17 protein-coding genes are annotated in these 21798 nt (G+C 37.9%); all 17 read left to right on the top strand.

Features of this window, described 5'->3' with window-relative positions; genetic code table 11:
• Positions 1–58: 58 nt before the first annotated feature.
• The 17 genes from BN1225_RS00200 to lgt all read left to right on the top strand — a co-directional run bounded on the left by BN1225_RS00200 (position 59) and on the right by lgt (position 21796).
• The gene (locus BN1225_RS00200) at positions 59–1183 is read left to right on the top strand and encodes a DEAD/DEAH box helicase (RefSeq protein WP_041137823.1); all 1125 of its coding nucleotides are present in this window, start codon (positions 59–61) and stop codon (positions 1181–1183) included.
• A gap of 89 nt (positions 1184–1272) precedes the next feature.
• Complete coding sequence (locus BN1225_RS00195) at positions 1273–1803, top strand: ComF family protein (protein WP_147585156.1); 531 nt, start codon at positions 1273–1275, stop codon at positions 1801–1803.
• Positions 1804–1854: 51 nt separating this feature from the next.
• Positions 1855–2052 (top strand): cold shock domain-containing protein, encoded by a 198-nt coding sequence (locus BN1225_RS00190; RefSeq protein WP_041137822.1) that lies wholly within the window; start codon positions 1855–1857, stop codon positions 2050–2052.
• 149 nt (positions 2053–2201) lie between these two features.
• On the top strand, positions 2202–3632 hold the full coding sequence (locus BN1225_RS00185; RefSeq protein ID WP_052466139.1) for a C40 family peptidase: 1431 nt from the start codon (positions 2202–2204) through the stop codon (positions 3630–3632).
• 103 nt (positions 3633–3735) lie between these two features.
• Positions 3736–6342 carry a preprotein translocase subunit SecA gene (secA, locus tag BN1225_RS00180; protein WP_041137820.1) on the top strand — a complete coding sequence of 869 codons (2607 nt, stop codon included), beginning with the start codon at positions 3736–3738 and terminating at the stop codon, positions 6340–6342.
• Positions 6343–6344: 2 nt separating this feature from the next.
• Positions 6345–7442 (top strand): peptide chain release factor 2, encoded by a 1098-nt coding sequence (prfB, locus tag BN1225_RS00175; protein WP_041137819.1) that lies wholly within the window; start codon positions 6345–6347, stop codon positions 7440–7442.
• Between the two features lie 207 nt (positions 7443–7649).
• Entirely contained in the window at positions 7650–8345 is a 696-nt protein-coding gene (gene ftsE / locus BN1225_RS00170; protein WP_041137818.1) for a cell division ATP-binding protein FtsE, read from the top strand.
• Entirely contained in the window at positions 8332–9246 is a 915-nt protein-coding gene (ftsX, locus tag BN1225_RS00165; protein ID WP_082029238.1) for a permease-like cell division protein FtsX, read from the top strand. The genes ftsE and ftsX overlap by 14 nt, the downstream gene beginning before the upstream one ends.
• Positions 9246–10643 carry a C40 family peptidase gene (locus tag BN1225_RS00160; RefSeq protein WP_041137816.1) on the top strand — a complete coding sequence of 466 codons (1398 nt, stop codon included), beginning with the start codon at positions 9246–9248 and terminating at the stop codon, positions 10641–10643. The genes ftsX and BN1225_RS00160 overlap by 1 nt, the downstream gene beginning before the upstream one ends.
• 27 nt (positions 10644–10670) lie before the next feature.
• Positions 10671–11867, top strand: coding sequence for a C40 family peptidase (locus tag BN1225_RS00155; protein ID WP_041137815.1), 1197 nt, complete (start codon positions 10671–10673; stop codon positions 11865–11867).
• A 187-nt stretch (positions 11868–12054) separates the two neighbouring features.
• The gene (locus BN1225_RS00150) at positions 12055–13482 is read left to right on the top strand and encodes a S41 family peptidase (RefSeq protein WP_041137814.1); all 1428 of its coding nucleotides are present in this window, start codon (positions 12055–12057) and stop codon (positions 13480–13482) included.
• A gap of 11 nt (positions 13483–13493) precedes the next feature.
• Complete coding sequence (gene uvrB, locus BN1225_RS00145) at positions 13494–15470, top strand: excinuclease ABC subunit UvrB (protein ID WP_041137813.1); 1977 nt, start codon at positions 13494–13496, stop codon at positions 15468–15470.
• A complete protein-coding gene (locus BN1225_RS00140; protein WP_041137812.1) occupies positions 15470–16828 on the top strand; it encodes a CCA tRNA nucleotidyltransferase in 1359 nt (452 codons plus the stop codon). Before uvrB ends, BN1225_RS00140 begins: the two co-directional genes overlap by 1 nt.
• Positions 16829–16832: 4 nt before the next feature.
• Positions 16833–19670 carry an excinuclease ABC subunit UvrA gene (uvrA, locus tag BN1225_RS00135; protein ID WP_041137811.1) on the top strand — a complete coding sequence of 946 codons (2838 nt, stop codon included), beginning with the start codon at positions 16833–16835 and terminating at the stop codon, positions 19668–19670.
• Positions 19654–20070, top strand: a complete 417-nt coding sequence (locus tag BN1225_RS00130; protein ID WP_041137810.1) for a hypothetical protein — start codon at positions 19654–19656, stop codon at positions 20068–20070. The genes uvrA and BN1225_RS00130 overlap by 17 nt, the downstream gene beginning before the upstream one ends.
• The gene (hprK, locus tag BN1225_RS00125; RefSeq protein ID WP_041137809.1) at positions 20049–20999 is read left to right on the top strand and encodes an HPr(Ser) kinase/phosphatase; all 951 of its coding nucleotides are present in this window, start codon (positions 20049–20051) and stop codon (positions 20997–20999) included. The genes BN1225_RS00130 and hprK overlap by 22 nt, the downstream gene beginning before the upstream one ends.
• Positions 20999–21796 (top strand): prolipoprotein diacylglyceryl transferase, encoded by a 798-nt coding sequence (gene lgt / locus BN1225_RS00120; RefSeq protein ID WP_041137808.1) that lies wholly within the window; start codon positions 20999–21001, stop codon positions 21794–21796. The genes hprK and lgt overlap by 1 nt, the downstream gene beginning before the upstream one ends.
• The last annotated feature ends 2 nt before the right edge of the window (positions 21797–21798 follow it).

The raw sequence follows: 21798 nt of genomic DNA, 5'->3' as shown, positions 1-21798 counted from the left end.
AATGAACTTGGGACGCACGATTTATGGACGGCTGTTATAATAATGACAGGTGATCACTATGAGATGTCCAAGATGTAAAACGACAGATCCTAAATACTTTTATAAAGTGAATGACCGCTGGTATTGCCGGCGTTGCATCGCTTTTGGAAGAATATTTTGTGATGAAGAATTGAAATCTTTGGAAGTCTCAAAAATAAATGAACATGTTTATTATGAATTAAGTTATGCGTTATCTTCTGCGCAGAAGAATATCGCACAACATTTAATGGAGAATTTCAAACAGCATAAAGATTCCGTTGTTTGGGCAGTTTGCGGCAGTGGTAAAACAGAACTTATTTATGACAGCATAGCCTATGCATTGAATCAGAATCTAAGAGTATGTGTAGCCATTCCCAGAAGGACATTGGTAGAAGAAATCGGTGAACGGATTCATAAACAATTTATCGGTATTGTTCCCTCTTTATTTTATGGCGGACATCAGGGCGATTTGTCAGCACCTCTGATTGTTTGTACCACTCACCAGCTTTATCGGTTTTATAAAAGTTTTGATCTGTTAATTTTAGATGAGACCGATGCCTATCCTTATCAGGGAAATCCTCTCCTAAAAGATCTGCTTTTTGGTGCTTTAAAGGGAAATTACATTTTCATGAGTGCTACTTTAGATGCTGAAAGTTATCCAAACGCAGAACTGTTTGTTTTAAATCGTCGCTATCATTTGATCGATCTGCCCATCCCTAAATGGCAGTTTTGCCTGGGAAAAATGTGGAAAAATCAAGTTCAGCATTATTTAATGAAATGGAAAAAGTCTACATTGATTTATGTTCCAAGAATTAAAGATTTGGATCAATTTAAGGGATGGCAGCGACGATGGCGGTATGCGACTGTAAGTTCACATTCAAAGGATGTATCCTCGCTCATTGACAAGTTAAGACATCGGGATCTTGATTTTCTTGTAACCACAACGCTTCTGGAAAGAGGCGTTACGATTGAAGATGTTCAAGTGATTGTTATTGAAGCAGATCATTGTGTTTATACAAAAGCGGTTTTGCTTCAAATTGCCGGACGCGTAGGACGCAGTCCCAAAGCGCCTACCGGGGAGGTGATTTTTCTATCTTCACAAAAAACAAAAGCGATTACTCAGTGTATTCAAACTATCATCGATTTAAATCACATGACTGTTTAATCTGTTTTAAGCCAATTGATCATCAATTTTTCCTTTTATCATTAATTGCTAATCCCTCAATTTGTATCGATTGTTTTAGAAAGTTAAATGTGTTAAATGAAAAAAGTCAATTTGATGGTTGTGATATTCGCTTTCTTTATGAATATAATGAATTTTTTCGTTCTTTATTGTTTCAATACAAAGGACAGTATGACATTGCTTTAGCTCCTGTTTTTTTATCCTACTTTTTAAGGGAACTAAGGCACCGGTATGCGAACTATATCGTTGCTTGCTGTCCTTCAGGTAAAGATCAAAATGAGTGTCGTGGATTTGCTCCAATGGAAGAGATCGCTAAAACATTAACCCTTCCCCTTTTTACCGGTCTTATTAAAATGGGCGAATACAAGCAGGCAGATCAGCCGTTTAAAAAACGAAAAGAGATTTATGATCATATTGCGATTGTCGATGGAAAAGACCTTTACCAGAAAGAGATTTTATTAATTGATGATGTGATGACATCCGGGCATACACTTAAAGCGTGTCTTAATCAGTTAAGAAAACGATCGCCAAAGAAAATCGATATCTTAATTTTATCGTGCCGAAAACATAGGAAAACTTTGTCGAGCGAAAATTCTTTCTAATCTTTGCAGCAAAGTTTATACTAAAACGTAGAGATAGAAAGGATGAATTTTATGCAAGGAAAAGTGAAATGGTTTAACAGCGAAAAAGGATTTGGATTTATTGATCGTGGAGAAGGAAAAGATATTTTTGTTCATTATTCACAAATCGTTCAAGATGGCTATAAAAGCCTGACTGAGGGTGAATTGGTAGAATTTGAAATCTTCCAAAGCGACCGCGGTTTACAGGCGAAAAACGTTGTTAAAGTATAGAAAAAACAAGATAGATGTGAGGTCAAAAAAGACCTCGCATTTTTTTGTTTTAAGAGGGCGTAAAATGCGAATATACGAAAAAAGGTTGATTTTTTGATTGTTTTTGTTATAATGAGTTACGTATTTGTTAAGGAATGGAGGTAAAAAGGATGAACTTTGAGAAAATCAAATCAATCAAAGAAGCCGTTTTACATAAAGGACAAATGTTTATACCATTAGTTTGTGTCTCTTCATTTTTCCTAGTCGGTTATGCCGCAATGGATAAAGAGGCGCCAGTTATTGCTGATGATTATGTGGTATTAAACTATGGTGACAAATTTGATGTTAGTATGGTAAATATTGCGGATAATAGAACATCTTATGATGATCTGTTAATCACATGTGATACATCTACTTTACGTGAAAGCGTAGTAGGAAGTTCTTATGTAACAGTAGAAGCAATCGATGAATACAATAACACTGCTTCGAAAGTCGTAGAAGTTAGAGTGGAGGATCATGTTGCTCCTAATTTTGAATTAGTTGCGGATTCAAAAGATACTCGTTTAGAAGATGGCAAGATGATCATCAATCTAAATTCAAGCAACACCATTACAGATCATATTAAAGCTATTGATAATGCAGATGGAGACGTAACAGCCTTCGTTGAAGTAGAGGGGACTTTGGATACAGCGAACCTTGATCCGCAAACGATCACTTTATCAGTAAGCGATGCATCAGGTAATGTGAACAAGAAAACATTTGATATTCAAGTAAAGGATATCGAGGCACCTGTTATTCATTTATCACAGGGAGATGCTGTAACGACAGATTTCGGAAATGGATTCCATATTTCTGACTTTGCAACTGTTTCAGATAATTCCGGAGAAGAAATTGAAATTGCATTAAGCAATGATATTGATACTTCTAAGGAAGAAACGCAAACCGTTACATTAACTGCTGTGGATAGTGCAGGGAATAAAACAGAAAAAGAATTAAAAGTTGGCGTTGGGGATATCTCAGCACCGATCATCAATGCTTCTGATATTGAAATCGAAAAAGGAGATGCTTTGGATATTCGCAGCCAAATCTCCGTTATTGATAACAAAGACGGTGATTTAACCGCTGAAGCAACAATTGACGGTAGTGTCGATACAGGAACTGCCGGTGACTATTCAATTACGATTAGTGCAAAGGATGCTGCTGGAAACGAAGCAACAAAAACAATTAATGTTCGAGTGAATGCTTTTAGCGGTGGTGCTACTACTTCAATTGGAATGTCTTTAGTTGGATCGCCATATGTCTTTGGTGCGACTGGACCAAGCGCATTTGACTGTTCAGGATTTACTAGCTATGTATTTGCACAGGCAGGTATTTCTATTGGACGTACAACATTCTCACAATATGCAGGTGGAACACCTGTCAGTGATTTACAGCCGGGTGATTTAGTATTCTTCAATACATATACATCTTTAGGTCATGTAGGGATTTACCTTGGTGGCGGAATGATGGTGCATAGTGGAAACGAATCGACAGGTGTAGAAGTAACCAGCATGGGGAACTCTTATTGGTCAGCAACCTATGCCGGAGCAGTTAGATACTAAAAAGGTGAGTCATCACCTTTTTTCTTTTCTTTAAGGAATGATGATGTTATAATATGGTAGATAATACGGTTCATTATGACCGAATGATGAAAGGAGATTTTTCATGGCTCTTAAAGTAAGCAAAGATGGCGATAATTCAACAGACAACAAAACCTATGAAGTTGTTGATTTGAATGATCAGCCGGCAGAAGAGATACAGATTGAGACATTCGAAGATGTAGAGACAAGCCATCAGGGGAATGTTGAATTTAATACAAAAGCGCAAAAAACGAAAGTGGGATTTTTTGATCGCATACGTAAAATATTTGATCAGGAAAATAAAACCCTTAAAGTATTAGAAACCCAAGCGGATAAAATTATGGAATTAGAACCACAGATGAAAGTTTTATCCGATGAACAGCTAGCCGCTAAGACAGATGAATTCAGAAAGAAAATTGAGAACGGAAGCACACTTGATGATGTGTTGATAGAAGCATTTGCAGTTGTTCGTGAAGCTTCACGCCGTGTATTAGGACTACATGCCTTCAAAGTACAGTTAATGGGAGCTATTGCTTTGCATAACGGTGATATTGCGGAAATGAAAACTGGTGAAGGGAAAACATTAACTTCGATTTTTCCAGTATATTTGAACGCTTTAACAGGTAAAGGAACACATGTTGTTACTGTCAATGATTACTTGGCGGGACGTGATGCAGAAGATAATGGAAAAGTATTTAACTTTTTAGGATTAACGGTTGGTTTAAATAAACGTGAATTATCTGCTCAGCAAAAGCGAGCCGTACATGCCTGCGATATTACTTATACGACCAATGCTGAATTAGGATTCGATTACTTGCGTGACAACATGGTGAAATCCATGGATCAAAAAGTATTGCGTCCGCTTAATTATGCATTAGTCGATGAAGTCGATTCCATTTTAATTGATGAAGCTCGTACACCGTTAATTATTTCCGGTGGACAGGTGAATACGGCTAAGCTTTATAATCAGGCGGATGCTTTTGCGAAATCATTAGTTAAAACAGATGATTATGAAGTGGATGAAACATCAAAAGCTGTAACGTTGACAGAACATGGAGTAACACGTGCAGAAAAATACTTTAAAGTTGGAAACTTATATGATATTGAAAATACAGCAATCGTACATCGTATTAATCAGGCTTTAAAAGCAAACTATGCAATGACACGTGATGTGGAATACATGGTCGCTACTGAAGACGGCAGTCATTCATTAGCCAATGCCAGTGTTTTGATTATTGACCAGTTTACCGGTCGTGTTATGCCGGGTCGTGCTTATTCAGATGGTCTGCATCAAGCAATTGAAGCAAAAGAAGGTGTACCAATCAAAGAAGAAACGATCACGTTGGCAAATATTACGTATCAGAACTTCTTCCGTTTGTTTAATAAATTAGCCGGGATGACCGGAACCGCTAAAACCGAAGAAGAAGAATTCCGTTTAATCTACAACATGCGTGTAGTCGAAATTCCAACCAATGTGCCGGTAATCAGAGAAGATGCCAATGACTTAGTTTTTGCGAAAGGTTCAGCAAAGTTCAATGCTTTATGTGATGAAGTAGAACGTCGTCATAGCTATGGTCAGCCTATTCTGATTGGGACAGTGGCAGTTGAAACCAGTGAAAAGATCAGCAAAATGTTGAAATCACGTGGTATCCGCCACAACGTATTAAATGCGAAGAATCACTCTAAAGAAGCTGAAATTATCAGTCGTGCCGGAGTAAAAGGGGCTGTTACTATTGCCACCAACATGGCTGGACGTGGAACCGACATTAAATTAGGAGAAGGTGTTAAAGAATTAGGTGGGTTAGCCGTATTAGGATCGGAACGTCATGAATCAAGACGTATCGATAATCAGTTAAGAGGACGTTCAGGACGTCAGGGAGATCCAGGTTTCTCACGTTTCTACGTTTCATTTGATGATGAATTATTAGCACGTTTTGCCAGCGATAAAGTAAAATCAATGGTTGCTTTACTTGGTGATGAAGCTATCGATAATAAAACTGTTTCCAAATCCATTGAGGGGGCACAAAAACGTGTCGAAGGAAATAACTTTGATGCGCGTAAACAAGTCTTGCAATATGATGATGTCATGAGACAACAGCGTGAAATTATGTATAGTGAACGTGATCGCATCATGGCGGAACCGGATTTAGGTGAAATTGTTAAAGGGATGTTTAAACAAGCCATTGAAGAAGAAATCAAAGCTCATACAAGCAATGACGGAAAACATGATACTGTTGATGTTGAAAGTGTGCTGAAGTCAGTAGGATCAAAATATATGTTGTTTAGTGTGTTGAAAACAACGAATGCAGAAGCGGTGAAACAAGATCCAGAAAAATTAGCGGGGGTTTTAAGTGAAGTGGCTTTTAAAGGATATCGCTCACGCTTTAGAGAGGGATTAACACCGGAACAGATTTGTGAATATGAAAGAAATGTGTTATTAAGCGTTATTGATTATTCATGGGTAAATCATATTGATGCGATGAGTAAATTAAGAAATGGAATTTACTTAAGAGCGTATGCGCAAAAAGATCCATTGCGTGAATATACGGAAGAAGCTTTCTATATGTTTGAACAGATGACAACGAGCATAGCGACAAGTATTTGTACTTCGATTAGAAGAATGGGCTTAAAAGTTCTTGATGAAGATGTTGAAAAGAAATTAGGACGCCGTGATATCACGGTAGAATTCTAATCTTGGAATTATACGAAATTAAAAATGGGCTTGAAAAAGCCCATTTATTACTCGAACAATTAAGCCAGTCGCTAGATGTGAGTACAAAGGAAATGGAAATCGAATCATTAACTGCGCAAACATTAGAAGAAGGATTTTGGAATGACCCGGATCATGCCAAGCGTATTTACGATCGGTTAACGGGGTTAAAGAAAGCGGTCGATCAATATAATGCATTAAATCATAAATTAGCAGAACTGAATGAAACTTATGAACTAGCTAAAGAAGGCGATGAAGACTTCACGCTGATTTTGGATGAAGATTACCAGCAGTTTGAAATTGAACTTGATGCGTTTGAAAAAGATATGTTGTTATCTCATGAATATGATCACTTGAATGCTATTGTAGAAATTCATCCCGGTGCCGGCGGAACAGAAAGTCAGGATTGGGCAGAAATGCTGTTTAGGATGTATACCCGTTTTTCAAATAAGGCAGATTTTAAAGTCGAAGTATTGGATTATTTAGACGGTGAAGAAGCGGGAATCAAATCAGTCACATTCTTAGTTAAAGGCTATAATGCTTATGGCTATTTAAAATCAGAAAAAGGAGTGCATCGCTTAGTACGTATCTCTCCATTTGATTCTAATGCCAGACGTCACACTTCATTTGCTTCGGTAGATGTAATGCCGGAATTCAATAATGACATTGAAATTGAAGTTCGTACAGAAGATTTGAGAATTGATACTTATCGTTCATCGGGAGCAGGGGGTCAGCATATTAATACGACCGATTCAGCGGTGCGTATTACCCATATTCCGACCGGAATTGTGACCTCTTGTCAGACTCAGCGTTCTCAAATCAAAAACCGAGAACAAGCGATGGTGATGCTGAAGTCTAAGCTTTATCAAAAAATGATAGAAGAACAGCAGGCAAAGCTAAGAGAGATCAAAGGTGAACAGTTGGAAATCGGCTGGGGTTCACAGATTCGTTCCTATGTGATGCATCCCTATTCCTTAGTAAAAGATGCGCGTACAAATTACGAAACAAGCCAGGTTGACCGTGTCATGGACGGTGATTTGTTTGATTTTATCTACGCTTATTTACGTTGGGAGATTCAATAGACTATAATTTAGGTTATAGTCTTTTTTCTTTTTAGGCCTTATCACAGTGATAAAAAAATAAGAAAATAATGTTAAAAATATGTGATTTACAGAAGATAATTTAAACTAGAGTTCGTGATATAATAAATAAAAAATTTTTTACATATTTTTATAAAATCATACAGGTTTTGACATTTAGTATGCTATAATTGTAAGCGGGTGATGAAAATGATTAAACTCCAAGGAGTAACTAAAAAGTATAAAACAGGCGTACACGCTTTAAATAAGATGGATCTTTCTATTGAACCCGGAGAATTCGTATATATTATCGGACCAACCGGAGCTGGAAAATCCACATTTATTAAATTGTTATATCGTGAAGAGAAAGCGACATCAGGAAATGTGATTGTAGATGGAGTGGATGTTTCATCAATAAAGAATCGACATGTTCCTTATTTTAGAAGAAAGATCGGTGTAGTCTTTCAGAACTACCGTCTTTTGCCAAGAAGAACAGTGTTTGAAAATGTAGCATTTGCTTTAGAGGTAATTGATACACCTAAGACACAAATACGAACAAGAGTTAAAGAAACACTGCGTTTAGTAGGGTTGGAAGATAAAGCGAATGCTTATCCCCATCAGCTTTCGGGAGGACAGCAGCAACGTGTGGCGATTGCCAGAGCGATTGTGAATTCGCCCAAGGTATTGATTGCCGATGAACCGACGGGGAACTTAGATCCTTCAACGTCACGTGAGATTATTGAAATATTAATGAAGATCAACAAAGAACATAAAACAACTGTGATCGTAGTTACTCATGATATTACGATTGTAGAGGAATATAAACAAAGAACAATTACGATTGCCGATGGATGTGTATCATCGGATACAATGGCAGGGGGGTATGATTATAGTGAAAGAAATTAGTAGTTGTATACGAAACTTGCCAAAGCATTTAATCACAGCGATACAGAGCATATGGCGCAATGGGGTCATGAGTGCTTCTTCTATTTTCGCAGTGACAATAACTTTATTGCTGATTGGTTTAATTGGTGTTGTCGCAATAAACGTACAAGATATGACCACGTCAGTTGAAGAAAGTTTGACCATTTACGTTCAGCTAGAAAGTGATGCCTCTGCAGAAGATGTACAGCAAGTGGGGGAAGAAATCAACAAAATTGGTCAAATTAAATCTGTGGTGTACTCTTCAAAAGAGTCAGAATTAGATAAACTTATCGATGCTTATGGTGAAGATGGGCAAAGTTTATTTGGTACATATAAAGGAGAAGAAAATCCTTTAGGTGATGCGTATGTGGTAGAGGTAGAGGATGCTCAGAATTTATCGCAGATTGCAAAACAAATTATGAACATCGATCATGTGAATAAAACCAATTATGGTGGAGAGTCCACTGCCGAATTAGTCAAAACATTAGAAAATGTGCGTAACGGCGGAGCTATCTTTATCGTGGCGTTGGGAATCATCGCATTGATGCTGATTTCAAATACGATCAAAGTAGCGATTACGGCAAGACAGACGGAAATCTCAATCATGCGTATGGTAGGAGCTTCAAACTGGTATATTCGTATTCCTTTTATGATTGAAGGGATATTAATCGGTCTATTTGGTGCTGTTGTGCCATGTTTAATCTTAATGTTTGGATATACAGCAATGTATAATCAAATGAATGGTGTTTTCTTTTCTTCATTGCTGTCATTAAGACCAGCATCACCATTCGTTTATCAATTCTCATTGATACTTGCCGGATTAGGATCAGGAGTAGGACTTGTAGGAAGTTACTTCTCTATCCGTAAATTCTTGAAATTTTAATGAATAAATTTATAAAAATAGGACTGTGCATTTGTTTCACTTTCATCGTTTGCGGTGCAGACTTATCCTACAAAGTACAAGCAGAGGATGATTTTGAAATCAATGAACGCGAGTATATCGAACGTTGTAAATCCTCTGAAATGTCAAAAAAGGATATAGAGATTTGCAGCCAGTTCAATGAATATTTAAAAGCAAAAAATGAAAATTTGAAAAATAGCATGGCAGATTTACAGTCATCCATTGACGATACTGAAGGACAAATTGATACATTAAGAGATGAAATTAATGCGATTGATTTACAAATTCAAAATAAACAAGAAGAAATAAATTATGCTTCCGAGAATATTAATACATTGACAAGTAATATTCAGGAATTAGAAGAAAGTTTAAAAGCACGTTTATATGCGATGCAGATGTATGTGAATTCCAACCAATTCTTTGCTTTTATCATTGGTGCAACAAGCTTTTCAGATTTGTTTTCCAGAATAGATGGGGTCAATCAGCTGACTTCTTATGATAAGGATTTGATGAATCGTTTAGCGAATGATAAAATTGCCAACGAAGAACAAAAGAATTTGATGGAAGAATCTAAAAACAATTTAGCGTTGTTACAGGAACAAAAAACGCTGTACCAAGATCAATTGAATACTCAATTAGCAGATTATGTAGCTAAGCTTGGGTATGTGGAAGAACGACAAAAACTGACTGAGCCTGTCATCAATCAATTGGCAAGCGCAGTAGCGAGCAGTCAGGCAAGTATTGCCGAACAAGAAGCTTATCAAAAATGGCTGGAAGAACAGCAGAATAAACCCAGTACACCGGATAATGGCGGAACCGATTCCGATGATTCAGGTTCAGATAATGGAAATGGCGATACCGACAGTGGGAATAACGGCGGCGGTCAGGATGCTTCATCTTTAGGTTTGGAGGTAGTCCAAATGGCAATAAGCCAAAAAGGCAGCCCATATGTTTGGGGTGGAAAAGGACAGCCTATCACTTCCGAATTGATTGGATGGTTAAAAGGCTGTTATACAGATGCAGCCGCAGCCGGTTGGTATAATGGGTTAGAAAATTATTATGGCACCGGAACCTTGGCTTTTGATTGTTCCGGACTAACCTATTGGGCATATAGAGAGTTTGGTATATATGTTGGCTACTCAACACTTGACCAGCAAGTAAGAGGTTATGAAGTGTCTTGGGATAGTATGCAGCCTGGTGATCTTATCTTATTTGATTGGGATTACGATGGGCGAACCGACCATGTTGGAATGTATGCCGGTAATGGAATGATGGTCCATACATCGACACCAAATGATGGTTTGGGGGTACATATGATTAACTTGAATGCAAGTTCTACATGGTATAACCATTGCTATACAATTAGAAGATTTATATAGCTTCTAAAAGGAGGAAAGGAATAAGGAATGAGAAAAAAATCAAACTTTATTAAATGGCTATTAGTGGGAAGCTGCACAATGGTTGTGGCACTTAGCGGTTCTCACACAGTCAATGCAGAAAATGATTTTGCGGAAAATGAACGTGCCTACATGGAGAAATGTTCATCGAATACACTCTCACGAAATGAGATTGCTGTATGTGAAGAATTTAATAGCTATTTGAAAGATAAAACAGCGAATATTCAAAATAATATTGATGCATTGGAATCAGATTTAACCACTACAAAAGAAAAGATCAATGCAGTGCATGTGACGATTGATTCATTTAATGATCAGATTGCTTCACAGCAGGCAGAGATTGATTATATTTTAGCGAATATAAAAAATAAAGAAGAGGATATTGCTTATCGTGAAGGATTGTTAAGAGAACGTCTATATGCGATGCAGACCTATTCAAACTCAAACCAATTTTTAAGCTTTATTTTAGGAGCAAGTGATTTTTCTGATTTATTCTCTCGTATTGAGGGGATTAATGAATTAACGGCGAACGATAAGCAGTTAATCGAACAGTTAAATCAAGATAAAAAAGATTTAGAAGAACAAAAAGTTTGGGCAGAAGATGCCAAAGCAACTTTAGAAAGCTTAAAAGCAGAACAGGTTGCAAAAGAGAATGAGTATACGGATTTGGTGAATCAGTATGCGGCTCAATTAGACAGTCAACAAAAAGAAAAGGCTGAAGCAGATGAATTTAATGCCGCATTAGATGCTGCATTGAATGAGAGCCGTATCTCTTTGGAACAGCAGGAATGGATCAATAACGGCGGAGCGAGTGCCGGAGGCGGGGCGGAAGCTACAGGAGATGCAGCCGCGGTCGTTGCTTGGGCAACCAGCAAGATCGGCTTGCCTTATATTTGGGGCGGAAGCGGACCCAACGGTTATGACTGCTCAGGATTGACCTCACAAGCTTATTTACAAGCTGCCGGAATCTGGATTGGACGCACTACATGGGATCAAATTAAACAAGGAACAGAGGTAGGTTGGGGAAATTTCCAACCGGGAGATTTGATTTTCTTTAGTACGGATGGTTATTGCAGTCATGTGGGGATGTATGTCGGAAACGGAATTATGGTCCATGCACCGCAGCCGGGAAGTACAGTGATGTACTCGAATGTCAATATTGCGTATTGGCAAAACACATTCTGCGGAGCGAGAAGATATTTATAAGGTGGAACAAATGTTCTGCCTTTTTTTGTTGGAAAGTCTAATTTTTACCAAATTATGGGAATAAAAGATACGGTTCGACAAGGTTAGAAATGCTTTAATAAAAGTAGAAACAAAATGTAAACAAAAAGTACATTTTAATAATATATTCAGCATTTTTGTGGTAGAATATCCTTATTGAGGTGATTGGATGAACTTGAATGAAGAACCAAAAAAGAAGGCGAAAATAAGAATTAATCCCGGAGCGATGATTATTGCGATGATCTTATGTTTAGGCGGTGGCTATTGGCTGGGAAAAGAGAACGGTAAACAAAATGAGACGGCGTTAGGACAGAGCTCATTAGGAAAAATAGAAGAAGTCTACAATATCTTGAAAAATGATTGGCTGAATGTATCCGATGATATCAATTTAGATGATGTATTAGCCAAAGCCATGGTAGAAGCAGTAAATGATCCTTATAACAGCTGTTTTACCCCAGAAGAATTGACTCAGTTTGAAAATACCATCAATAAAAATTATGAAGGTATCGGGGTAGCATTTAATACGGCAGCCGGGGTTCCGGTTATTACGCAAGTCTACGTAGGCTCATCAGCAGAAACCGCTGGATTAAAGATGGGGGACATCTTACTTGAAGCAGATCATCAGGATTTGTCTAGTTTAACCAGCACCGAGATTGCTCAGTTGATTAAGGGGAACAGCGGAACGACAGTGCTGTTGAAAGTGAAACGTGATCAAGAAGAATTTGAAGTAACATTAAAAAGAGCACCGGTAGATTACTCTGCAATCTATGAAATCAAAGAGGCAAACGGTAAGAAATTTGGACTGATCCATTTAAGTTCATTTGGAACCACCACAGATAAAGAAGTCGCAAAAGCATTAGCTTATTTTAAAACAGAAAATATCGAGACAATCGTTATCGATTTACGTAATAATACGGGGGGATACCTGCAATCCGCAAAAGGAATTCTCGATTTGTTTTTAAGTAAGGGACAAACAGAATTCAGTACAGAAGATAAAAACGGCAAACAAGTCATTTATCAGTCTGAAAATAATGACCCTTATAAGTTTGTGAACGGATATATTTTAGTGAATGAAAATACAGCATCGGCTTCGGAAGTTGTTGCCGGAAGTTTGCAGGAACTTTTAGGGTATCAGTTAATTGGTACGAAAACTTATGGCAAAGGCGTTGTTCAGACTCAAGTAACCCTTAGTGATTTAAGTGTAGTCAAATACACCTCTTCAAGATGGATGCTTCCAAGCGGAAAAAATATTAATGAAGTAGGTTTGAGCGCGGACATTGAAGTAAACAATATAGATGCCAGTCATCTGTATGATTTCGAGGTGACGGACCCATTAAAAACAGATATGGTCGATTTACGTGTCCAACAAATGCAGATGATGCTGAAACTATTAGGGTATCATTTAGATCGTGAAGATGGTTATTTCAATGAATCGACAAAAGAGGCATTAATCGAGTTTGAAAAGAACCACGGATTAGAAGTTAACGGAGAATTATCCGATGATGACCGTGTGATTTTGATAAAAGAAGTAATTTTATATATAAATGATGAAAATAATGATCAGCAATACCAAAAACTACTAACGCTGATTAAGTAAGGAGGGAGTCTATGCCAAAATTTGAATTAGTGTCTTCATATAAGCCAACCGGAGATCAGCCTAAGGCAATCAATGAACTGGTAGAAGGAATCGAAAACGGTAAAAAAGTCCAAGTCCTTTTAGGAGGAACCGGGACAGGAAAAACATTTACGGTTTCCAATGTCATCGCAAAAGTGAATAAGCCAACGTTGATATTAGCTCATAATAAGACTTTGGCTGGGCAGTTATATTCTGAATTTAAAGAATTCTTCCCTAATAATCGTGTGGAATATTTTGTATCAAACTTCGACTTTTACCAACCCGAAGCGTATATTCCTAAAAGTGATACGTATATCGATAAAACATCAGTTACCAATTATGAAATTGAAATGCTGCGTTCTTCCGCTATGAACTCGTTATTAGAACGTGAAGATACGATTGTTGTGGCATCGGTGGCTTCTATTTATGGATTAGGAAATCCAAATCAATATCGAGAAATGATTTTTAGTGTGCGTGTCGGACAAATCATTGACCGTAAGGAACTGTTAACCTATTTAGTGGATCGCCAATATGTTCGCAACGATATTGAACAAACTCGCGGAACATTCAGAGTACGTGGCGATGTCGTGGAAATCATGCCGGGACATACGGAAAACTGGATTATCCGTATTGAACTTTTCGGAGATGAAGTAGAGCGAATCTGTGAAGTTGAACCCTTAACCGGAAATGTTTTAAACGCCTTTAATCATTATACAATTTATCCTGCTTATGATTACGTTACCACTAAGGAGCAAATGAATCGAGCAGTCAATGGCATCAGTGAGGAATTAGAAATTCGTTTAAAAGAATTACAGGAAGATAATAAACTTTTAGAGCATCAGCGTTTGGAGCAGCGTACACGCCATGACATTGAAATGTTACGAGAAGTCGGCATCTGTTCCGGAATCGAGAACTATTCACGTCATATTGATGGTCGTCAGGCAGGACAACGTCCTTATACATTGATTGATTATTTCCCTAAAGATTTCTTATTAGTGGTGGATGAATCCCATGTGATGCTGCCGCAGATCCGAGGTATGTTTAATGGTGACCGTTCACGTAAAAACGTATTAGTCGATTATGGTTTCCGTTTGCCAAGTGCTTTGGATAACCGTCCTTTGCGTTTTGAAGAATTTGAAACGTTGATTAATCAGGCCATTTATGTTTCAGCAACACCGGGAGACTATGAACTAGAAAAAGTAAACAATCATTACGTGGAACAGATTATTCGCCCTACCGGTTTATTAGATCCGATTATCGAAGTCAGACCGATTGCCAATCAGATTGATGATATCATCGGAGAGATTAATGAGCGTATTAAGCGCAATGAACGTGTATTAATCACGACACTAACAAAACGTATGGCAGAAGATTTGACCGATTATTTAAAAGAGGTCGGATTAAAAGTGTCGTATCTTCATTCAGAAACTAAAACATTGGAAAGAACGGAAATCCTACGTGATCTGCGTTTAGGGAAATATGATGTCTTAATTGGGATCAACCTTTTAAGAGAAGGGTTAGATTTACCGGAAGTATCATTAGTCTGTATTTTAGATGCAGATAAAGAAGGGTTCTTAAGAAGTCATCGTTCATTGATCCAAACAATCGGACGTGCAGCCCGTAATGCTTCGGGGCGTGTTATCATGTATGCTGATCGTATCACGGATTCAATGGATTCAGCCATCAAAGAAACAAACCGCCGTCGTGAAATTCAAGAAGCCTATAATAAAGAACATAACATTACCCCTAAAACGATTATCAAAGACATTCGTGATGCGATTCACGGATTGGAAAATACAGTGGATTCTGCTGCTGACTTGTTGAAGAAGGGGAAGAAAGCACCAAAGAAAGCAAAAGAAGAACTAATCAAAGATATCGAAGCACAGATGAAAGCAGCGGCCAAAGTCTTAGACTTTGAAAAAGCAATGGAACTGCGAGATATCCTTATTGAGTTAAAAGGTGAGAAATAATGGAATTTTTCAGTCACTTCTCGCCCGAAGTCAAAGCAGTTTTTGATGCCATTAGACAAGCAGGCGGAGACGCTTATGTCGTTGGCGGTTATGTACGTGATGAATGGCTGAAGTTAAAAGGAAATAAAGATATTGATGTTGAGGTTTATGGATTAGAGCCTCAACATCTTCATATTGTATTAAAACAGTTTGGAAAAACAGAGAAGATTGGCAGAAGCTTTAGCGTTTTCAAGCTAGGATGCCTCCCTAATTTTGATTTTGCCTTAGCGAGAAAAGAAACAAAGACAGGTGATGGTCATCGAGATTTTTCGATGGAATATTTGACGGAAAGAAACTTTAAAGAAGCCTGTAAACGCCGAGATTTAACGATCAATAGTATATTATTAGATCCTTACAGTGGTGAGCTGATTGACCCTAATGGGGGAATACAGGATTTAGAGAATAAAGTGATTCGTTTCATTGATGAAAAAACGTTTAAAGAAGATCCTCTTAGAGTGCTAAGAGTAGCGAGAATGCAGGCAAAATTACCGGATTTTCATATTGATCCTGATACAAAACAAGTATGTGCAGTAATGAAAGATCAGTTGGTTCATCTAAGTACCAAAAGGATATTTCAAGAATACTCAAAGCTGTTGTTAAGTGTACAGCCATCACTGGGGCTCTCTTTCTTATTTGAAATCAAAGCGTTGATAAAACCGCTTCCTTTATTGGCTAAAACCATACAGAGGGCAGATTTTCATCCCGAAGGCAATGTGTGGAATCATACCTTGTTAGTGGTGGATTTAGCGGCATTGTGTAAAGATAAAACTGTGAATCCGTTAGGTTTTATGTGGTCGGCTTTACTTCATGATATCGGGAAGCCATCTGTTACCACCGCTCAAGGTAAAGCTCCTAATCATGATTTAATAGGAGAACCGCTTGCCTATCAATTTATGTATTCATTATCTTGCAATAAGGAATTATCGACTTATGTATCATTAATGGTACGATGTCATATGGTGTTGATGAATGCCTCCAGACAGGGAATGAAATCTTATCCTTATCTTAAAGTTTTGAAAAGATTAGAGGGAAGGGTTCATATAGATGATTTGGCACTCCTATGCATTTGTGATAAAATGGGAAGGGCTAGAATTGATCGCCAATCGATTGAAAATTTTAATGCTTATATCGATAAAATGAAGAAAAATTATGGTATGATAGCTTTGCCTCCACTGATATGTGGACAAGATTTAAAAGCTTTAGGCTATTTGCCCGGACCGGCATTTTCAACGATATTGGAAGATGCTTATGATCAACAGTTGTCCGGAAATGATAAGCAGCAATTAATTAACTATATTTTAAGCAAATATGAGAGGTGAAAATATGGAACACGATAAAATTATTATAAAAGGAGCACGTGAGAATAACTTAAAAAATATTGATATTGAGATTCCACGTAATGAACTTGTCATCATGACCGGACTTTCCGGATCGGGAAAGACATCTTTAGCATTCGACACGATCTATGCTGAAGGTCAGCGCCGTTATGTGGAATCATTGAGTGCGTATGCGCGTCAGTTCTTAGGGAATGCCGATAAACCGGATGTTGACAGCATTGAAGGATTATCACCAGCCATTGCAATCGATCAGAAAACAACCAGTCACAATCCTCGTTCTACTGTTGGAACGGTTACTGAAATTTATGACTATTTAAGGTTGCTTTATGCAAGAATCGGGGTTGCCTATTGTCCGGAACATAATATTCCTATCCAGTCTCAAACTGTGAAGCAGATGATCGATACAGTAGATTGTTTTGAAGATGGTTCAAGACTGCAAGTATTGTCACCGATCATGAAAAATAAGAAAGGAACACATAAAGATCTTTTTGATAAACTTCGCAAAGAAGGTTATGTGCGTATCCGTGTTGATGGTGAAACGCGTTTATTAGAAGAGGAAATTGATTTAGATAAAAATAAGCGCCACAATATCGAAGTCATTATTGACCGTATTGTAAAACGTGAAGATTATCGTTCAAGACTGGCAGATTCACTGGAAACGGCTTTGAAATTGAGCGAAGGGGAAGCCATCGTTCAAAACTTAACGACGGAAACAGAACATCTGTTCTCAGAAAATCATGCCTGTCCGATCTGTGGCTTTTCCGTACCTAAATTAGAACCACGTCTGTTTTCGTTCAACTCTCCTTTAGGGGCATGCCCTGACTGTAAAGGATTAGGATTTAAAAATGAAGTAGATGTTGATTTGATTATACCGGATCGTGAATTATCTATCAATCAAGGGGGAATTCGTTATTTTAAAACGGCGATCGGAACTGATCGTATTGAATGGCAGCGCTTCTTGATTTTATGTAATAAATATCATATTGATTTAGATAAGCCATTAAAGAAATTTACTAAAAAAGAAATGGATATTATCATGATTGGTTCTACCGAACCCATTACTTATACGATTACTTCCAGTTCAGGAAATGTCAGTAAGACAACAAAATACATAGAAGGAGTCAAAACGTTGATTCAGCGTCGTTTTGAGGAAACAACTTCTTCATGGTCAAAAGAATACTATGAATCTTTTACCGCTGAACATACATGTCCGACCTGTCATGGAAAACGTTTGACAGATGAAGTGTTAAGTGTTCGTGTTGGTGGATTAAACATCGCACAGCTGACAGATTTATCCATTAAAGAAGCATTGCGTTTCTTCAATGAACTCCAATTGACGACGACCGAAGCGGTTATCGCAGAACTGATTCTAAAAGAGATTAAAGATCGTTTAGGATTCTTATTTGATGTCGGGTTGGGGTATCTTTGCCTGTCACGTATGGCAGCCGGATTGTCTGGGGGAGAAGCACAGCGTATTCGTTTGGCAACCCAGATAGGTTCACGTTTAACCGGGGTTCTCTATGTCTTAGATGAACCGTCTATTGGGCTGCATCAGCGTGATAATGATAAACTGATTAATACCTTGCATCAGATTCGTGACTTGGGAAACAGTGTCATCGTTGTTGAACATGATGAAGATACGATGCGTGCCTCAGATTATATTATTGATATCGGACCGGGTGCCGGAATTCATGGTGGAGAAGTGATTGCCGCCGGAACACCGGAAGAGATCATGAAAGATGAAAATTCGATCACAGGAAAATACTTGTCCCATCGATTAAGCATACCGGTACCTAAAAAACGTCGCAAAGGCAATGGAAAGTTTATTGAAATCAAAGGGGCTGAAGAAAACAACCTCAAGAAACTTAATGTAAAATTTCCATTAGGAACGTATACCGTTGTCACCGGGGTATCCGGATCAGGAAAGTCTTCCTTAGTAAATGAAATCTTATGCAAAGGAATTCAAGCTTCGGTCAATCGTACGAAGATCAAACCAGGGAAACATAAATCGATTCTCGGTTTAGAGCATGTGGATAAAGTCATTGATGTGTCCCAAGACCCGATTGGTCGTACACCGCGTTCAAATCCGGCGACTTATACCGGTGTATTCGATGATATTCGTGATTTGTTTGCGAAAACAACTGACGCTAAACTAAAAGGTTATGATAAAGGCCGTTTCTCATTCAATGTCAAAGGAGGTCGTTGTGAAGCCTGTCAAGGAGATGGGGTACGTCGTATTTCGATGCATTTCCTGCCGGATGTTTATGTTCCTTGTGAAGAATGTGAAGGAAAACGCTATAATCGTGAAACATTAGAAGTCATGTACCGTGGGAAAAATATTTATGATGTTTTAGAAATGACAGTAGAAGATGCCTGTGAATTCTTCGCTAATCTGCCTAAGATTGCGAATAAAATGATAACGTTAAGAGATGTTGGCTTAGGTTATATCAAACTAGGACAGAGTGCAACGACGTTATCAGGAGGAGAAGCACAGCGCGTGAAGCTTGCAAGCGAACTGCAAAAAAGAGCGACAGGGAAAACAGTCTATATCCTTGATGAACCGTCAACAGGACTGCACTCTCATGACGTTGCCCGTTTGATTGAAGTCCTGCAAAGCATTGTCGATAATGGGGATACGGTTGTGATTATTGAACATAATTTAGATATGATCAAAGTAGCTGATCATATTATTGACTTGGGACCAGAAGGCGGAGATGAAGGCGGAACCATCGTCGTCACAGGAACCCCTGAAAAAGTAGCGAAATGCAAAGACAGCTACACCGGTCAATTTCTACAGCATGTGTTAAATGAAAATAGATCTTGATGCATTAAATCCTAAAAAGATGATGAAACGTCTGGTTTCCGTCTTTTTAGGTTTATTGATATTAGGCTTCTTTGAGTTCGCCGCCTCTTTAAAAATGCAGGAAATGCTGTTGGTAAGCCTTCTTTATATGACTGGCTACACGGTGTTTGAATTCTTTTATTTGTTTTTGATTCTTCATCATTTTAAAAATAAACAAATGACGCTGAATTGGATAATTTTATTAAAAACGATACATTATTTTATAAGTTGGTTTCTTTTGTTGCTAAATTCCTTTATACTAAAGGGAGGAAGTTATATGACTTTATCAGGAACATTACTATTATTTGTAATAGTGGAAATACTGTATATGATCACAACGTATCGTAAGGAGGACCCATCATGTCAAAAAAATCAGTATTAGTGAAAGTATTAACCGAACATTATCCAAGTCTTATCCAAGCAACCGGAGACGAATCTTCATTAGATCGTGAGATTCTGGTTCCGGAAATCAATCGTCCCGGTTTTGAATTAGCCGGCTTTTTCCAGCATAGTGATTTCCGTCGTGTCGTGGTATTCGGTGAAAAGGAAATGGCATTCATTGACCAAATGACACAAGAGGAACAAGTGACCCGTTTTGAACGCTTAACCGATGATTTAACACCGGTAATCGTGATTGCCAAAAACTATCAGTGTCCCCCTATATTAAAAGAGATTGCTGATAAGAAGAATTTTCCGATCATGTTGACCGCCCAAACAACCGGACGTTTTTCGGTGGAGTTATCTGCTTTCCTTGATGAAAAGCTGGCACCGGAAACACTGATGCATGGAGTATTCTTGAATATCTATGGAAAAGGTGTCATCATCAAAGGCGACAGTGGAATCGGAAAAAGTGAAATTGCTTTGGAATTAGTTAAAAGAGGGCATCTGCTTGTAGCCGATGATGCGGTTGAGCTTTATCAGATTGGTCAGCAAATTATTGGAAAATCGCCGACGGTATTGCAAAACTTATTGGAAATTCGTGGAATCGGTGTCATTGACGTTGTTAAAATGTTTGGCGTTGGTGCTGTTTTGGAAAAAGACCAAGTTGATATGATTATCCAATTAGAACGTTGGGTACCAAGCAAGGAATATACCAGAATCGGAATAGAAGATAAACAAGTGGTTGAAGATATTTTAGGAGTAGAAGTAGATAAATTAGTTGTTCCGGTAACTGGCGGACGTAATATGTCCGTTGTTATTGAAGCGGCGGTCATGAATAAACGTCTAAAAGAATTAGGTTATGACAGTTCAAAAGAGTTTGTCGATCGTATTTTAGCTAATATTGAAAATGGGAAAGGAAGTCAAAACTAATGGCTCTTTTTCCCAGCAGGACAATTTTCTTACAGCTGGGACCACTGAATATTACATGGTATGCTGTTTGTATTATGTCCGGTGCTTTCATTGCTTATTTATTTTCTAAAAAAAGAATGAGTGATCGTGGCTACAGTGATTTTCCTTTTTCTGACTTCTTAATCAATGTCTTAATCATCGGTATTATTGGGGCAAGAATTTGGTATGTTATTTTCACTTTTAGTGAAAGATATATCAGCAATCCAATTGATATTTTCAAGATTTATGAGGGAGGACTGGCGATTCAAGGCGGGGTGATTGCGGTATTGCCTTATGCAGTCCACTTCATGAAAAAACATAATGTTGATATACTAAAGGCAGGAGATGCCATTATGCCGACTGTATTAATTGCTCAGGCGTTGGGTCGCTGGGGTAATTTTGTGAATCAGGAAGCATTTGGACAAATCATCACAGAAGCACATATCGATGCACTTCATTTGCCTGAATTTATAAAAAGTGGTATGTATATAAATGGATACTATAGACAGCCAACGTTCCTTTATGAATCGGTATTAAATATTTTAGGATTTATTTTGATCGCCTATGTCATCAGCCGTTTTCTTAAAAAAGATGGATGCCAGTTTGCTCTTTACTTTGTATGGTATGGTATTACCCGTTTTATCGTTGAAGCATTCAGAAGTGATTCTTTGATGTTAGGATCTATTAAAATGGCGCAGTTGACTTCGGTTGTCTTTGTTATCGTTGGTGTTATTGCGATTATCTATTTATATATGCGAAAGAATAAAGAATCCGTTTAGAA

It is taken from the genome of Beduini massiliensis (assembly GCF_000829905.1).
Lineage (GTDB): Bacteria > Bacillota_I > Bacilli_A > Erysipelotrichales > Coprobacillaceae > Beduini > Beduini massiliensis.
This window is presented reverse-complemented; position numbering and strand designations above follow the sequence as displayed.

Excerpts from the sequence above, each read along its gene's own strand:
- BN1225_RS00200 (WP_041137823.1), top strand. The coding sequence starts at position 59 with ATGAGATGTCCAAGATGTAAAACGACAGATCCTAAATACTTTTATAAA.
- BN1225_RS00190 (WP_041137822.1), top strand. The coding sequence starts at position 1,855 with ATGCAAGGAAAAGTGAAATGGTTTAACAGCGAAAAAGGATTTGGATTT.
- BN1225_RS00185 (WP_052466139.1), top strand. The coding sequence starts at position 2,202 with ATGAACTTTGAGAAAATCAAATCAATCAAAGAAGCCGTTTTACATAAA.
- secA (WP_041137820.1), top strand. The coding sequence starts at position 3,736 with ATGGCTCTTAAAGTAAGCAAAGATGGCGATAATTCAACAGACAACAAA.
- ftsE (WP_041137818.1), top strand. The coding sequence starts at position 7,650 with ATGATTAAACTCCAAGGAGTAACTAAAAAGTATAAAACAGGCGTACAC.
- BN1225_RS00160 (WP_041137816.1), top strand. The coding sequence starts at position 9,246 with ATGAATAAATTTATAAAAATAGGACTGTGCATTTGTTTCACTTTCATC.
- BN1225_RS00155 (WP_041137815.1), top strand. The coding sequence starts at position 10,671 with ATGAGAAAAAAATCAAACTTTATTAAATGGCTATTAGTGGGAAGCTGC.
- BN1225_RS00150 (WP_041137814.1), top strand. The coding sequence starts at position 12,055 with ATGAACTTGAATGAAGAACCAAAAAAGAAGGCGAAAATAAGAATTAAT.
- uvrB (WP_041137813.1), top strand. The coding sequence starts at position 13,494 with ATGCCAAAATTTGAATTAGTGTCTTCATATAAGCCAACCGGAGATCAG.
- BN1225_RS00140 (WP_041137812.1), top strand. The coding sequence starts at position 15,470 with ATGGAATTTTTCAGTCACTTCTCGCCCGAAGTCAAAGCAGTTTTTGAT.
- uvrA (WP_041137811.1), top strand. The coding sequence starts at position 16,833 with ATGGAACACGATAAAATTATTATAAAAGGAGCACGTGAGAATAACTTA.
- BN1225_RS00130 (WP_041137810.1), top strand. The coding sequence starts at position 19,654 with ATGAAAATAGATCTTGATGCATTAAATCCTAAAAAGATGATGAAACGT.
- hprK (WP_041137809.1), top strand. The coding sequence starts at position 20,049 with ATGTCAAAAAAATCAGTATTAGTGAAAGTATTAACCGAACATTATCCA.
- lgt (WP_041137808.1), top strand. The coding sequence starts at position 20,999 with ATGGCTCTTTTTCCCAGCAGGACAATTTTCTTACAGCTGGGACCACTG.